General features: G+C 60.4%; 12 protein-coding genes and 2 pseudogenes. 8 read left to right on the top strand and 6 right to left on the bottom strand.

Going from position 1 to position 15,091, the window contains the following annotated elements; all coding sequences use genetic code 11:
- Positions 1–77: 77 nt before the first annotated feature.
- Genes wecB through ABIA45_RS38470 form a run of 5 tightly spaced genes read right to left on the bottom strand, consistent with a single transcriptional unit; the run spans position 78 to position 5,480 of the window.
- Positions 78–1,214, bottom strand: coding sequence for a non-hydrolyzing UDP-N-acetylglucosamine 2-epimerase (gene wecB, locus ABIA45_RS38490; protein ID WP_225174639.1), 1,137 nt, complete (start codon positions 1,212–1,214; stop codon positions 78–80).
- Positions 1,215–1,234: 20 nt separating this feature from the next.
- The gene (locus tag ABIA45_RS38485) at positions 1,235–2,269 is read right to left on the bottom strand and encodes a polysaccharide biosynthesis protein (RefSeq protein WP_404655513.1); all 1,035 of its coding nucleotides are present in this window, start codon (positions 2,267–2,269) and stop codon (positions 1,235–1,237) included.
- Positions 2,262–3,149: an SDR family oxidoreductase gene (locus tag ABIA45_RS38480; protein WP_225174637.1), complete on the bottom strand. Its 888-nt coding sequence runs from the start codon at positions 3,147–3,149 to the stop codon at positions 2,262–2,264. Before ABIA45_RS38480 ends, ABIA45_RS38485 begins: the two co-directional genes overlap by 8 nt.
- Positions 3,142–4,359 carry a glycosyltransferase family 4 protein gene (locus ABIA45_RS38475; protein ID WP_225174636.1) on the bottom strand — a complete coding sequence of 406 codons (1,218 nt, stop codon included), beginning with the start codon at positions 4,357–4,359 and terminating at the stop codon, positions 3,142–3,144. Before ABIA45_RS38475 ends, ABIA45_RS38480 begins: the two co-directional genes overlap by 8 nt.
- Positions 4,359–5,480, bottom strand: a complete 1,122-nt coding sequence (locus ABIA45_RS38470) for a glycosyltransferase (protein WP_404655511.1) — start codon at positions 5,478–5,480, stop codon at positions 4,359–4,361. Before ABIA45_RS38470 ends, ABIA45_RS38475 begins: the two co-directional genes overlap by 1 nt.
- 1,264 nt (positions 5,481–6,744) lie before the next feature.
- Between ABIA45_RS38470 and ABIA45_RS38465 the strand changes: the two genes are divergently transcribed.
- The 5 genes and pseudogenes from ABIA45_RS38465 to ABIA45_RS38445 all read left to right on the top strand — a co-directional run bounded on the left by ABIA45_RS38465 (position 6,745) and on the right by ABIA45_RS38445 (position 11,099).
- Positions 6,745–6,888, top strand: a complete 144-nt coding sequence (locus ABIA45_RS38465) for a hypothetical protein (RefSeq protein WP_225174652.1) — start codon at positions 6,745–6,747, stop codon at positions 6,886–6,888.
- A gap of 390 nt (positions 6,889–7,278) precedes the next feature.
- A pseudogene (locus ABIA45_RS38460) lies at positions 7,279–7,872 on the top strand (LLM class flavin-dependent oxidoreductase); the annotation flags it as partial.
- Positions 7,760–8,254, top strand: a pseudogene (locus ABIA45_RS38455) (LLM class flavin-dependent oxidoreductase); the annotation flags it as partial. The pseudogenes ABIA45_RS38460 and ABIA45_RS38455, both read left to right, overlap by 113 nt.
- A gap of 495 nt (positions 8,255–8,749) precedes the next feature.
- Positions 8,750–9,715, top strand: a complete 966-nt coding sequence (locus tag ABIA45_RS38450) for an aliphatic sulfonate ABC transporter substrate-binding protein (protein ID WP_225174651.1) — start codon at positions 8,750–8,752, stop codon at positions 9,713–9,715.
- Positions 9,716–9,758: 43 nt separating this feature from the next.
- Positions 9,759–11,099 carry an LLM class flavin-dependent oxidoreductase gene (locus ABIA45_RS38445; RefSeq protein WP_404655509.1) on the top strand — a complete coding sequence of 447 codons (1,341 nt, stop codon included), beginning with the start codon at positions 9,759–9,761 and terminating at the stop codon, positions 11,097–11,099.
- A 13-nt stretch (positions 11,100–11,112) separates the two neighbouring features.
- On the opposite strand, the gene ABIA45_RS38440 is transcribed toward ABIA45_RS38445, so the two are convergent.
- Complete coding sequence (locus tag ABIA45_RS38440) at positions 11,113–12,204, bottom strand: LLM class flavin-dependent oxidoreductase (protein ID WP_225174633.1); 1,092 nt, start codon at positions 12,202–12,204, stop codon at positions 11,113–11,115.
- A 256-nt stretch (positions 12,205–12,460) separates the two neighbouring features.
- Between ABIA45_RS38440 and ABIA45_RS38435 the strand changes: the two genes are divergently transcribed.
- The 3 genes from ABIA45_RS38435 to ABIA45_RS38425 are packed head-to-tail and all read left to right on the top strand — an operon-like array spanning position 12,461 to position 15,089.
- Positions 12,461–13,342, top strand: a complete 882-nt coding sequence (locus tag ABIA45_RS38435) for an ABC transporter permease subunit (RefSeq protein WP_404655508.1) — start codon at positions 12,461–12,463, stop codon at positions 13,340–13,342.
- Positions 13,339–14,067, top strand: a complete 729-nt coding sequence (locus ABIA45_RS38430; protein WP_225174632.1) for an ABC transporter ATP-binding protein — start codon at positions 13,339–13,341, stop codon at positions 14,065–14,067. Before ABIA45_RS38435 ends, ABIA45_RS38430 begins: the two co-directional genes overlap by 4 nt.
- Positions 14,068–14,084: 17 nt before the next feature.
- Positions 14,085–15,089: an NrtA/SsuA/CpmA family ABC transporter substrate-binding protein gene (locus ABIA45_RS38425; protein WP_404655506.1), complete on the top strand. Its 1,005-nt coding sequence runs from the start codon at positions 14,085–14,087 to the stop codon at positions 15,087–15,089.
- Positions 15,090–15,091 lie beyond the last annotated feature (2 nt).

The following is a 15,091-nucleotide window of genomic DNA, read 5'->3' as shown; positions in this document are numbered from 1 at the left end:
ATCGCGCCAGCGTCTAGCAAGCGCAGCCTGCCAGCGGCCAATATCATACTAGAGAGCATCGTCGGGACCTGACAACGTTATCCTCCGCCTGAAGCTTTGTGCCAGACGGTTCTGTTGACGTAGTCGACATAGCTCAACACGATGCGAAGCACCTGCTTTGAGACCGGCCCGGTTTCGTAGTCCGGCACTGTCTTGAATGTCCGGGAGCTTGTTTGGTGATGATTGATGACGACCTGCACCGCCTCCAAGACGCGCCGGCTCTTCAGCCCGCTCATGACGAGCGTCCCCACGTCCATGCCTTCGGGTCTCTCGTGTGCATTGCGAATTGTTATCGCTGGAAGGTTGAGGAGCGATGCCTCCTCAGTGATGGTACCACTGTCGGAGAGTACACACAGTGCACCCATTTGAAGACGAATGTAATCGATAAACCCGAACGGTTTCGCGAACACGATCCGATCATCCATTTCCATCTGCCCGAGCGCATCGAGCCGCTTGCGGGTCCGAGGATGCGTGGAAACCAGGACGGGGTATCCATAGGTAGTCGACAAATCCCGTAACGTGCCCAGGATGTCGCGCAAATGTTCGACGCTATCGACGTTTTCTTCGCGGTGAATGCTCACGAGGAAGAATTTTCGCTCGTCCAGGCCAAGTCGCGTCAGAACATCGGACGCCTCGATCTTCGGCATGTAAAACTGAAGCACCTCCTGCATGTGGGAGCCGGTCTTCATAATAGTCTCCGGCCGGATCCCCTCTGCGAGCAGGTAGCGACGCGCGTGCTCCGTGAGCACGAGATTTACGTCGCTAAGATGATCCAGCACCTTCCGGTTCAACTCCTCCGGCACCCGCTGGTCGAAGCATCTGTTCCCGGCTTCCATATGGAAGACGGGAATCTGCTTCCGTTTCGCGGCAATGACAGCCAGACAGGTATTCGTGTCGCCGTATAGCAACAGAGCATCCGGTTTTTCCGTGTTCAGGACGTCGTCGGTTTTCGCGATGACATCCGCTATCGCCCTGGCAGGCGTTTCGTTGTTCACTCCCAGAAAGTGATTGGGCTTGCGGATTCCAAGTTCATCGAAGAAGATCTGGTTCAGCTCGAAATCATAGTTCTGTCCCGAATGGACCAGAACATGATCAAGCTGAGCGTCGAATTCCGCAATGACGCGGCTCATCTTGATGAGCTCTGGCCGCGTTCCGACCAATGTCATCACCTTCATTTGCTGAGCCGCTCCTTTTTTCACAACACGGACAGAGCAGGCCGATCGGACGATCGTCCAAGTTCGGCCCGGACAAAATCGAGAGATAACAGGCGCTCCTTAAGGCCTTCAACGGTGAGGCGATGAGTGTTGTGAGATGTGTAGTCGTCCACTGTCGAGAGCTCCACTTCACCCTCCACAAAGAACTTATCGTAATTCAGGTCGCGGTTGTCTGCAGGGATCTGAAAGTACCGGTCTGAATGACTGGCCCTCATTATTTCTTCGCGGCCAATGAGCGTCTCGAACAGCTTTTCTCCGTGCCGAGTGCCAATGATACTAACCGCATTGCTCGCTCCAAACAGCTCTTTCAGTGCAATCGCCAGATCACCCATGGTGGCGGCTGGAGCCTTCTGTACGAAAATATCGCCTGGCCTGCTGTGCTGGTACGCATGAACGACGAGCTCGACCGACTCTTCCAGCGACATCAGGAACCGAGTCATATTGGGGTCTGTCACGGTGAGGGGGAGGCCGTTCTTGATCTGCTGCATGAACAATGGAATGACGGAGCCGCGGGAGCCCATCACATTGCCGTATCGGGTAATACACATGATCGTGTCCCCGGCCACCCTCGATTTCGCCAGCACAACCTTCTCTGCCATGGCCTTCGACAGACCCATGGCGTTGATGGGGTAGACCGCCTTATCTGTGCTTAGGAAGACAACGCGCTCCACGCCCGTCTCTATCGCCGCCTGCAGCACGTTCTCCGTGCCAATCACGTTGGTGCGCAAGGCTTCTATCGGGTAGAATTCACAGGAGGGCACCTGCTTCAGCGCTGCGGCATGGAAGATATAGTCGGCGCCCTTCATCGCATCACGAACGTTTCCGTAGTCTCGAACGTCGCCCAGGAAGAACTTAAGCTTGGGGTTCCTAAGCTCCGTACGCATATCTTCTTGCTTCTTTTCGTCGCGGCTGAAGATGCGAATCTCTCCGATCTCCGTGTGGAGAAAGCGACGCAAGACGGCGTTCCCAAACGAGCCCGTACCGCCAGTGATCATCAATGTCTTGTTGTCAAACATTATTCATCTCTCGACGCAAATCAGCTTCATACAATCGCCGGATCAGTTCCGGCCAATCAGCCGCGCGATAGCCTGTCTCTCTCTGAAACTTCTCGGAGTTGAGAGAACGATCAATCTTCGTCTGATCGTCCTTCAGTATTTCAATTCGCTTTCCGTACTGACGCGCGAGAAGGTGCAGCAGATCGAATTTGCAGATCGGCGCTGCAGAGACGTGATAGAGCCCCGCGAGATCTTTGTTCGGCAGGACGACATCGCGAATAACTGCAGCGAGTTCCGCTGTCGGCAGCCCGGAAAAAATGGCTTTTGCGTAACCCTTGACGGCGTCTTGCTGGGAAAGAAACCACTCGACGAGCGAATGAGCGCTGTAGAGTTCCCGGCCGATAATCGACGTGCGCAACGTCACAGCATGGTCGTAGTCAACGAGCTCTCCCAAGAGTTTTGATCGGCCATATAGGTCTTGAGCGTCGGTGACGTCACCTTCCGTGTAATTTCCCTTCCATCCGGAGAAGACGCAGTCGGTGCTAATGTGAATCAGCCGGGCGCCAATCAAGGAGCAGATGCGGGCAAGCCGGTGTGGAAAAATCGCATTGATCGGTAGAGTGACCAGCGGGTCGGCCGCTGACGCAAGCTGCTTCACAAGGCCGATACAGTTGATAACCGCGGCAGGACGCTCCCGATCCAGAAGCGAGACAAGCGCGTCCTCGTCAAGGACATCCAAATGCAGCAGGCGCGCCGATGCTACCGACGAGAAGAAGCCCAGAGCCACTTTGTCCCTTATGGTTCCAACCGCCTCGAAATCGGCGGATGCAAGAAAGGAGCGGAATACAGCGGCGCCTAACATTCCGCTGGCGCCCAGGATAAGGACTTTAGTCTTAGGCATGGCAACTCATTTCTCTTTGCAAAATTCCCAGTAGCCGGCTCAGCACCTGATCCGCATCAAAGTGTTTTTCGTAATACGCGCGGCCGGCTCGACCCATTTCCAGCCGTTCGATTGCAGGCATTTTCGTCAGAGCGAGTATGCTTTGCGCGAGGCCAGCCCCATCTCCGGCTTGAACAGTGAGGCCGACTCCCGCGCTTACGATCAGATCCGCAGCCGCGCCGTTAATAGCGCCGACGATCGGCCTGCCCGCTTTCATGTAGGCCTGTATTTTGCTTGGAATGGTTGCGTTGAGAGCTGGATGATCGCCGAGAGTCACGAGGAGGCAGTCCGCATGCCTGAACAATTCCGGCATCATGCGGCGATCCAGCATGCCGATCATTTGGACGTTCGTTAGCTTAGCAGCAGTGACTGACTCTCTAAGCGTCTCGGCATGGCTGCCCGTTCCGGCGACCACGATCAGGATCTCAGGGTGAAACCGAAGAATGCGCGCCGCGTGGACGATCGTGGACAGCGACTGGGCTCTGCCAAGATTGCCTGCAAACACCACCGAAAACCGGCGCGGAAACAAGCCCGCGATAGCAAGCGGCAATGGAAGCACTTCGTCACTCGGGGGAGCAAAATTCGGGAGGACGAATATCTTCTTCTTTGGAATCATCTTGGCGATCGGCCCCACGAACTGGTTTGACTGGACCAGAACGGTGTCTGCGGCGCGATAAATGAATCTGACTAGAACATGAAGAATGGCTACGACGAAGCGGCTATCTACAAAGCCGGTCGACGTCACGACCTGCGGCCACAAGTCCTGTACCCAGAGCGCAAGGTGGCAACGTTTGATCCAGCGCAGAAGAATAGCTGGAAGCGCCGCCGTTATCGGCATCGCGAGCACGAGGATAACGTCGAACTCCTGCCTTTTGAGCAGCCGCGGGAACCACAGGAGACCTGACCAAGCGAAGGACAGGTAGTTCAGGGCAAGATTGAGCGCCGTAGCCTGGTGTCGCGGCCGGCTCGGGATTCTGAATACTTGTGCGCCGGCAAACGTTTCGCATTGAACCTTATCGCGCGTATAGCCAGGTGCGAGTTCGCCGGTCGGATAGTTCGGCTTGCCGGTCGCGACCGTCACTGAGTGTCCGGCCTTGGTCAGCCATCGAACCAGGTCGTTCACAACAAATGACTCCGGCCAAAAATACTGAGTCACAATCAAAATACGCATTAGACCAAGCTCACCCATTCAGGCTTGGACGCTGTTTGATCGCAGAGCCATTCGAAAGTTTTAAGATATTGGCCGGCAATATCAGGCCATGAAAACTGCACCGCGTAGTGCCGCGCCGCATCGGCTGTCGCTTTCAGCTGAAATGGAGGAAGAGACACTGCTTCTCGCAAGGCTTGTCGCAACTGACCGACGTCATTTTTGACAATCCAACCCAGGTTCTTTTCCGCAAGGTGTGCCCAAGGCGTTGCGCTGGTGGTGATGACCGGGAGGCCTGCTGATAGTGCCTCGGCAACCGTGATCCCGAAGCTCTCGGTGTAAGACGGCAGCACATAGATAGAGGAGGCGTGAAGCTTTTCCCATTTCTCCCGCTCGTATAGTGGACCGAGAAGCTTCACGTCGCGACGGAGACCGAGTTGTCGGATTCGCGCCTCCAAGTAGGCGCGATAGCCTGGGTCGCCAAACCCATGGATATGCAGTTCATAGCCACGGCGATCCTCAAGGCCGCGCCACGCTTCCAGCAGATCAGGAATTCCTTTCGTGGGACAGAGACGCGCAAGAAAAAGAATGACCTTTTTCCTCTCCGCGTTTACGTTCTCCGACGATATGACAGGCATTTTCGGGCCATCGACTCCATTAGGAATAATGGCAATGGGTGAGGTGAGTCCGGATCTCCGAAGATGGTCATGCTCTCGCTCTGAATTTGCAATCAGCAAATGGGCGCGCTGAACTATTCTACGCTGGTACAGAGTCCACGCCATAAACTTCTTTAAGCGCTTGCGATCCAGTGCACGAGGCGACAGCGCACCATGTGGACTGATGACTAGCAAGGCTTGACTACGCCTTGCTTGTAGCTGCGCCCAGCATTCAAAAGGGGTCCATAATCCGTGAATATGGATCACACCGCAAAGCAATTGCTTTGGGATCACGCCAATGGGGCCAACGGTTCGGCCCGCCACGTAGACATGTTCGACATCTTGTTCCGGCGCCAGTCCGCAGACCAAGCGAGCGTCAACTCGCTGCGCCAGCAACGCATGATGCAAAGACAACGCAACAGCAGCCATGCCGCCGCCACTTTGGCTCGCATCTCGCACCACACCAGTAATGGCGCCCACCCCCGCCATTCTCATTCCACTACCTTACGCAATATTTCACTTCAGCATCTGCTCTCACGAGAGCCCCTCCCGTGAGCGAACTCCAATAAATAGAACAACACCCTTAACTACGACGGACGCCCTCAAAACACTCGACCACTGCGCCCAGCGTTGCGCATGCACAAAGCCCGGCCCCATAACGAATACTGGAATTACGGGCACGACTCCGACAAAGACCGTACGGAACGTACTAACAATCGTGTTACGCACCCGAGCGTGCCGCCCCGACAACAGATCGGTACGCTTCGAACAAACGCCATTCTCCCGCTCCAGCCTTGCGGCTCGGCAGGCTCGTTCAGAGTAGCCTTGTACTTGCGCTCGGGTTGCGCGTTTTCCGGGGTTAAGACGCAGCAATTCTGCGTAAAGCGCGGGAATGCGCCGATACTCGATCGGGCAGTGACCGCAAGCCGCGTCATTGCCCGCGATGTGGTTGGTGATCCTAGTCAGCATCAAGGATGCATTCGGCACCGTTGGATGCGACACAGGGTTGACCGCAACTTAGCGTCCTAATATTGGGTGCCCCACTACATTGGTGGTGGGAGCTTGACGTGGGGGTATGGGTTCGGCGAGCCGCGGCTCAACCTCGGATCTCATTTATCGACTGCGCCTTTGGAACGCACATCCTGAAGCACGGTCACGCGGCATATGCGGCGCAATCATTGGTCGGGAACGTTTCGCTATGCTTGAGACACGGGCATCTCGCGCGCCTGTATCAGCTCCTCCACTTACCCGATTTCGCGTCTGACAAATTCCATCGCGATCGTTCAGCGGCTGACGATGCAGAAACTGAACCGCGTGAAGTCAAGCTACTCTCGTATCGTTCGAGAGCGCCGATGACTGCCTGGAATCTCCGTACCTACCAGACGCGCGAGAGAGCGTTGCGTCCGTCTCGTGCCGTGACGTTTGGATCGATATGTGACCCGCTTTGAACAATATTTCCTGAGGTTGACAAGCGGACCGCATTAGCAGGAGCGCACGAGCTCTTTCGGTGTTTATGAAATACCAAAGACGGCTCTGGCCAGCGGCGGTTACTTGACAGATTGCGTCGGCTAATTGCCGGAATTTGATATGGGCGGGACGTGATAAGCGAACAATATCCCATTCGGTACTTGTCGGGCCTCCACCAACGAAGCTATTTTCGCTCGCGTGGCGTGGCCAAGCGGGGCGGAAGTCGGTCGAAGGATTGGCCAGCGAACGCGCTATGTTGACCTTGAGGAAAGAGCAAGTGTCGAGAATGACTGACCTGCCAATGCGTACGGACGGCGCCACGGCCGAGCGGCTGAAGGCCTTGGAAGAGGAGAAGGCAGAGCTGAAGAAGCTTCTGGCTGAGAGACTGCTCGAAGCAGCCGCCCTTCGCGAGCATCGTTCAAGGGAATGATCGGGCACGCGCGCTGCGTCGCGCGTCCGCAGACCGTCATCTCTCCGCCCCGTAAAGAGATCTCTTGAAGTGGCCAAATCGAAAGCGAAAGCAGCGGCTGTGGATGATGTCACGCTCGCGTACTGGCTGATCGGAGCTGGAGCAGTCCTAGTCCTGATTGGGCTATTGGGCGTAGTGGCCTTGCGCAGGCTCGACGCGAAGGCGGGGCGAACGCGAGAGTTGGCAGGCACGACTCCTGGTACAGCACGCTTGCCAGAAGTCCTTGATCACTAGCGCGCTAGCGGAGTGTCCCCTCCCCCCTGTCGATAGGGCTGAGGCGTTATGACATGGCAAATGAGCCCGCTAAGCTGATCGACGACTTCTGCAGACCGGACTTGGCAGCAAACGTTCGTGCGTGGGAGGACCGCAGAACGCGGACTGCTCGACGGCATCTTCCTGGCCGACGTGTTCGGGGTGTACGACGTATATGGCGGCACTGGCGATGCCGCCGCCTTGCACGCTGTTCAACTGCCCAACGCCGACCCGACGCTGCTCGTGTCCGCCATGGCGCTCGTCACCAACCATCTCGGCTTCGGCATCACCTCGAATCTCACCTTCGAGCATCCCTATCAGCTCGCGCGCACATTTTCGACGCTCGACCATCTGACCCGGGGCAGGATCGGCTGGAACCTCGTCACCCGCTATCTCGATAGCGGCGCGCGCGGCATGGGTCTTCCGGCCGGGCGCGCCCACGACGACCGCTATGACGCGGCCGAGGACTTTCTCACCGCGGCCTACAAGCTATGGGAGGGAAGCTGGGAGGACGATGCGGTTCGGCGCGGCCGCGGCAGCCGCATCTTCACGGACCCCACAAAGCTCCACCGGGTTCTTCATGAAGGCCCCTACTTCAAGGTCGACGGCATCCATCTCGCCGAGCCTTCGCCGCAGCGGACGCCGCTATTGTATCAGGCCGGCACCTCCAAGCGCGGCCGCGCCTTCGCGGCTCAGCACGCGGGAAGCGATCTTTCTCAACGGCCAGACCAAGCCGATGCTTGCGCGTGCCGTTCGCGAGATACGCGAAGCCGCCAAGGCCTACGGCCGCGATCCCTACGACATCCGCCTGTTTGCCGGCGCGACCGTGATCGCGGCGCCGACACGGGACGAGGCGAACGACCTGCTCGCGGACTACGCACGCCATGTCGACCAGACCGGCCAGCTCGCCCTGCTGTCGGGCTGGACCGGCATCGACTTCTCGACCTATCGGCCCGACCAGCCGATCGAATATGTTGAGAGCAACGCCATCCAGTCGATGGTCGGGAATTTCACGGTCCGGAGCGACCGGCCGGTCAAGGTCGGCGACCTCGCCAGATTGAGCCGCGCCGGCGCGAGGTCACCCTTCGTGGTCGGCTCGCCGCAGGACGTCGCCGACGAGCTGATCTCCTGGGCTGACGAGACCGACGTCGACGGTTTCAACCTGTTCCGCCTGGTCGCGCCGGAATCGCTGAACGCCTTCGTCGATCTCGTGGTGCCGGAGCTGCAATCGCGCGGCGTCTACAAGACCGCCTATCGCGACGGCACACTGCGCGAAAAGCTGTTCCCGGGACGCGGTCCGCGGCTGCACACGACGCATCCCGGCGTGGGTTTTCGGCACTCAGTCGACGCGCTGCGATCGGATCGCCGCCGAATAGTGGGCGGGCCGATTTTAGACAACAAGCTGCATCGCGTGGAAAATTCCTTTCTCAGATTGTGTCCGGTCAGAGACGCTTCCTTCTCCAACTGCACCGCATTCGGAAATTGCAACAGGGCCAAGCTTGCCTGCACATTGCGGCCTGCAGTTTTTCAAACGCGTCGCCTAAGCGGCTTAGCTTCAGGATCATTGTTCATGTCTGGTTTCAACTCCCGCCTGCGGACCCTCGCCGCGGCCGCGCTCGGCATCTTCGCCATGGCGTCCGTTCAGCCCGCGATGTCCGAAGAGATCCGCATCGGCTATCAGAAATCCTCGACGCTGACGGCGATCCTGAAGACGAACGGCGAGTTGGAGAAGGCGCTCGCGCCGCTCGGCGTCACCATCTCCTGGCACGAATTCACCAGCGGCCTGCCGCTACTGGAAGCCATCAACATCGGCAGCATCGATTTCGGCGCTGATGTCGCCGACACGGTGCCGATCTTCGCGCAGGCCGCCGGCGCCAAGCTCGCTTATATCGCCGAGGAAGCCGCCTCGCCGGCGGCGCAGGCGATCATCGTGCCGCAGTCGTCGGCCATCAAAACAATAGCTGATTTGAAGGGCAAGAAGGTCGCGGTGACCAAGGGCGCCGGCAGCCACTATTTGCTGCTTGCGGCGCTGGCAAAATCGGGGCTTAATTTCAAGGATATCACGCCTGCCTATTTGACACCGGCCGATGGTCGCGCGGCTTTCGTCAGCAACAATGTCGACGCCTGGGTTGCCTGGGATCCGTTCCTGACCAGCGCCCTGCATCAGACCAAGGGCCGGATCCTGTCCGATGGCAGCAACGGCCTTGCGAGCTACAAGCGCTACTATCTCGCTTCCGCCGCCTATGCCGACAAGCATGCCGAAGTGCTGAATGTGATCTTCACCAAGCTTGCCGCAACCGGAAAATGGGTAAAGTCCCAGCCGAAGGACGCGGCCACGTTGCTGGCCGGGCTCTGGGGTATCGACGCGGCGATTGTCGAGGAGGCCAATAGCCACCGTTCCTATCAGGTCGGCGCGGTCACCGGACCAGGCCTGTCGGAGCAGCAGCGAATTGCCGATGCGTTCCACGCCGAGGGCCTGATCCCGGTGAAGCTCGACACCACGACCATCAAGATCTGGACCCCGAGGGGGTCCTGATCTCCGGCAATTTGCGCTTCGGCCGCCGACCTTTGGAATCTTTATGTCTCCGCGCCAGCTGCACCTGAACGTCAACCTCCTCCACTCCGGCGTCTATCCATCGGCCTGGCGATTACCGGCCAGCGATCCGCGGGCTTTCTTTGATCTCGGTCATTACGTCCGGGTGGCGCAGATTGCCGAGCGCGGCAAGCTCGACGCGATTTTTCTGGCGGATTCGCCGGCCGTGAATGATCGCATCGACTACCGGTCGTTCACGTCGCTGGAGCCGACCATCATTCTGGCAACGGTCGCGGCCGCCACAACCCATGTCGGCCTGATCGGGACGGTGTCGACGACCTATAATGAGCCCTACAACATTGCGCGCCGCTTCGTGTCGCTCGACCATGCCAGTGGCGGCCGTTCGGGCTGGAACGCGGTCACCACCGCAGATGCTGCTTCGAGCCGCAACTTCGGCCTCACCGGTGCCTTGGAGCACAAGGCCCGCTACGAGCGCGCCAAGGAATTCACGGAGGTCGTCCACGCGCTGTTCGACAGTTGGGACGACGACGCCTTCGTCGGCGACACGGCGAGCGCGCGATTTATCGATACGTCGAAGGTGCACACGATCGCGCATCGCGGCCCCCATTATACGGTGGCCGGACCGCTGAACGTTCCACGCTCACCGCAAGGGCGGCCTGTTACCGTGCAGGCCGGCGGCTCCAATGATGGGCGCGATTTCGCCGCCGCCTATGCGGAAGCCGTGTTCACACTGGCGCAGTCGATCGAGGAAGGCGTTGCCTACGCGCGCGACCTGCGCACGCGCGCCGCAGCTTACGGTCGTTCCGGCGATTCCATCGTTAGCCGGCCCGGGCTTGCCACGGTCATCGGCAGCACCGAGGCCGAGGCGAAGCGGCGGCAGGACGAGCTCTGGGAGCTGGTGCCGATCGAATTCAGCCTGGCGCGTCTCGCCGGCACGCTTCAGATCGACCCCGCCCTGCTCGAGCTCGACAAACCGCTGCCCGATCCGTTGCCGCTTCCGGCGAACGCCAACCACACCATGTTCAAGGGCACCGTGAACATCGCCCGCCGCGGCAACCTCACCGTCCGCCAGCTGATCCGCGCGCTCGGAGGCGGCGTGGGTCATCGCATCATCGTGGGTACGCCGGAGCAGATCGCAGACGATATCGAAGCCTGGTTCAAGGCCGGCGCTGCGGACGGCTTCAACCTGATGCCGGACGTTCTGCTCACGGGACTGGAGACCTTCGTCGATAACGTGGCGCCGATCCTGCAGACGCGCGGACTGTTCCGGACCGAGTACACGGGCACGACGTTGCGCGACCATTTCGGACTGCCACGACCAGCGAGCCGCTATGCGAAGCGACCGCCGGCAGTCGCCTCGGCCTGATCGTCGCGACCGCCTATCCTATGGGATGGGCTAGCTTCGCAGCAGGCCTGGCCGATCGTCTGGCTCGGACACGGGGGATTATCTCCTCTGCAAAACGCCGCATCTCGGCCTCGAACGGCTGGAATTGCAGCATGAAGAGTTCGATACCGGCGGCATGGAACGCCTCGATGCGCGCCGCCACCTCATCGTAACTGCCGACCAGCCCCGCGGCCGTTCCGCCGTTGCTGCCGACCCGCGGCGTCTTCTGCATGGTCTGCATCATCACGACCTTCGGGTCGGTGTTCTGCTTCTGGATTGCCTTCATCGGCGCGTCCTTGGCCGCTAGGCTGAGCAAGCGCTCATAGGCGACCTGCGCCTGCTCCCGGGTCTCGCGTGCGACGACAAAGGCGGACAATCCGAAGCGCAATGGCGGCGCTGAACCGCGCGGCCGCGCGGCGACGTCGGCGATCAGGCCGGCGACATCATCGAGCGGCTGGCCGTTGATGAACCAGACATCGCCATGAGCGGCGACCAGATCGCGCGCGGGCTCGGACTCCCCGCCGACATAGATGGCCGGACGCTTGCGGTAGAGGCTGGTCGGCCGCAGCGCATAGTCCGTGACGTTGAAGTGATCGCCGCTGAAATTCAGGCGCTCGCCCTCCATCAGGCGGGACACGACGGAGATCCATTCCTTACCGTAAGCATAGCGCGCATCGTGATCGGGAAAGCCGATCCCCGCCTTCTCCAGCTCCGGACGATTCCAGGCATTGACCAGATTGATGGCAAACCGGCCGCGGCTGATGTTCTCGATGCCGAGCGCGAGCTTGGCGAGCACCACGGGGTGATAGAGATATGGCTTGATGGCGGCAATGATCTCGATGCGCTTGGTCAGCGCCGCGATCGCCGCAGCAGCACTCCAGGCTTCGAGCTGATCGAGATCTTCCTGATGCGGATTGATCGTGTGCTGCGCGATCAGCGTCGAATCATACCCGAGCTCCTCGGCTGCAAGGATCAGATCCCGATTGCGCTCCCAGGAGGCATCGTAGGGCTCTTCCGGGTCCTGATGCGCGGCACGCGGCCCATGCACCAGCGCCCAGATGCCGAAGCGAAGAGGTGCAGCCGTCATCATGCTCTCCCGTAACTCTCTCGACTTTGAGCGTTCTCGCTAATCGCCGCCGCAAGTTCAAGCAGACCTGCATCAAAAGATTTTCTTTGTCGCGCATCCGCGCGGCGACGACAGCAGATCACTCCGGAGCCGACGACAATTGAAATACCGCTCTATTTCTGCCAGCCCGATTTCGTGGGACATTTTGTGGAGACGGCAGGTGATTGCCGTCACGCCTTCTGCATCAAATGCAGTGCGTGAAACGAGGTCTCGCGTCTTGAGCAATCTGGAACTGAGCGGCATCGACCGCACCGCGATCGGTGCGGACCGCGCGCCGGCATCGCAAAGCAGCGGCGGCGCACTCGCTCCGGCCGCCGCGAAGAGCAAGCCTGGCACTCGCGGCCTTCAGCTTCTGTCGTGGCTGGCGCCGGTGGTGCTGGTCGTCATCTGGGAATGGCTGGCGCAGGCAGGATGGCTCTCGCCGCAAGTTCTGCCCGCACCGAGCAAGGTGATCCGCACCGCCTTCAAGCTTGCGACCACGGGCACACTGCTGAACGATCTCGGCGTGAGCTTGCTGCGGGCGGCGGCGGGATTCGTGATCGGCACGGCCATCGGCGGCGGCCTCGGCATTCTCGTCGGCTTCTCCCGCATCGCCGAAGCTCTGATCGACCGCAGCGTGCAGATGATCCGGGCCATCCCGTTCCTCGCAGCGCTGCCTTTGGTCATCGTCTGGCTTGGCGTCGGCGAGACCCAGAAGATCTTCCTGGTGGCCCTCGGCGTCACCTTCCCGATCTACATCAACACGGTGCTCGGTATCCGCCAGGTCGATCCCAAATTGCTCGAGCTCGGTCGCGTCCAGGGCCTGAGCTCCATTCAGCTGATCCGTCGGATCATCCTTCCCGGCGCATTGCCCTCGATCCTGACCGGCGTCCGCTATGCACTGGCGACGGCATGGCTTGCGCTGGTCGTCGCTGAAACCATCGGCGCGCAGTCGGGCATCGGCTTTCTCGCCATGGACGCGCGTGAATTCCTGCGCACCGACGTGATCGTGCTGACCATCGTGATCTATGCGCTCATCGGCGTCGCGGCCGATGGAATTGCACGCTTTCTCGAACGGCGCCTTCTCGCCTGGCATCCGAACTACGGGGCAGCACGATGAACGCACACATCGCTTCGCTGCCGGCCGCTCCATTCGAAGCCGGACCGGCCGTCACCGTCAGCAATCTCGTGCGCAGCTACGGCAGCCGCGTGGTGATCGAAAAGCTGAACCTGCGCATCGAACGGGGCGAGTTCGTCGCCCTGCTGGGCGAAAGCGGCTGCGGCAAGACGACATTGCTGCGGGCGCTCGCCGGTCTGGACTCGATCCAGGGTGGGCGCATCGTCGCGCCGCGCCGGCCGGCGGTGGTATTCCAGGAGCACCGGCTCCTGCCCTGGGACAGCCTCTGGCGCAACGTCTCGCTTGGTTTGCAGGTGCCGGACGCACGCGAGCGCGCCGCCGAAGCGTTGACCGAGGTGGGCCTCGGCGACCGTCTCGACGATTGGCCGCGCAATCTGTCCGGCGGACAGGCCCAGCGCGTCGCGCTGGCCCGCGCGCTGGTGCAGCAACCAGAGCTTCTGCTCCTTGACGAGCCGTTTGCCGCATTGGACGCGCTCACCCGCATCCGCATGCATGAGCTCGTTCGCGAGCTCGTCGCCAATCATCAGCCGGGCGTTCTGCTCGTCACGCACGACGTCGACGAAGCGATTGCGCTGGCGGATCGCATCCTGGTGATGCGGAACGGCGCGATCGCCTACGAGCACCGCGTCGCACGAAACGGCTCGACACCGATCTCGCGCAGCAAGCTCCTTGCCGAGCTCGGCGTGAATTCGCACTCCACCCATTGATTCAGCGGAAGGCCATTATGTCCGACTCTCCCATCTCCAAGCCGTCCCGCCGCAGCTTTCTCAGCACCGCGGCCTTCGGCGTCGGCGCCCTCGCCGGCCTCAACATCGGCGATTTTGCCGAGGCCGCAACTGGCCGCACCACGGATATTGTTCGCCTGACCTGGGGCCTGAGCGGTCTCAATCTGATCGCCAAGGAACGCGGCGAGTTCGAGAAGGTGCTGGCCAAGGACGGCATCAAGGTCGAATGGCTCGGGCCCTTCCCGAACCACGCCCCGACATTGCAGGCCGTCACCGGCGGCAGCGCCGATTTCAGCTTCGGCGGCAGCACGACGCCGGCGCTGGCCGCGATCATCGCCGGTTCGCCGCTGGTGTTCACCCAGTTCGTGGTTTACGAGCCCCGCACGACGGCGATCATCGCCAAGGATGGCTCCGGCATCGATAAGGTCGAGGACCTCGTCGGCAAGTCGGTCGCGGTCAACCGCTCCGGCCTCGGCGAGTTCCTGCTGGTCGCCGCGCTCGAGAAGCACAAGGTCGACCGTTCCAAGGTCAAGTTCGTCTATCTCAATCCGCCCGATGCGGCGCCTGCGCTCGCCTCCGGCAAGGTCGACGCCTGGTCGATGTGGAGCCCCGGCGTCGATATCGCCCGGCTCGAATACAAGGCGCACGACATCTTCCTGGAAGGGAGGGACCTCGACTTCCAGATCGACTACACCTCGTACCTGACCACCCGCAAATTCGCGACCGACAACCCCGCCCTCGTGCGGGCCGTCAACGATGCGTTCCGCGCCGAAGGCAAGTGGATCTCGGAGAACGGAAAGGAGGCGGAGTACATCGCCCAGAAGGCGGGCAAGTACAGCGACGAGGTCCGCGATCAGTTCATTGCGCTGAAACGCAAGTACCGCTACTTCGCGGTCAATGACGAGCGCTTCATCAGCGAGCTGCAAAAGGCCGCCGACTGGCTGGTCGCGCGCAAGGTTCTGCCCGAGCCGGTCAAGGTCACCGACCATCTCGCCCAGCTCTAGTT

The sequence above is a fragment of the Bradyrhizobium sp. USDA 336 genome, from assembly GCF_044908355.1.
GTDB lineage: Bacteria > Pseudomonadota > Alphaproteobacteria > Rhizobiales > Xanthobacteraceae > Bradyrhizobium > Bradyrhizobium yuanmingense.
The sequence above is the reverse complement of the archived record's forward strand: the minus strand, read 5'-3'. Positions and strand labels throughout refer to the sequence as shown.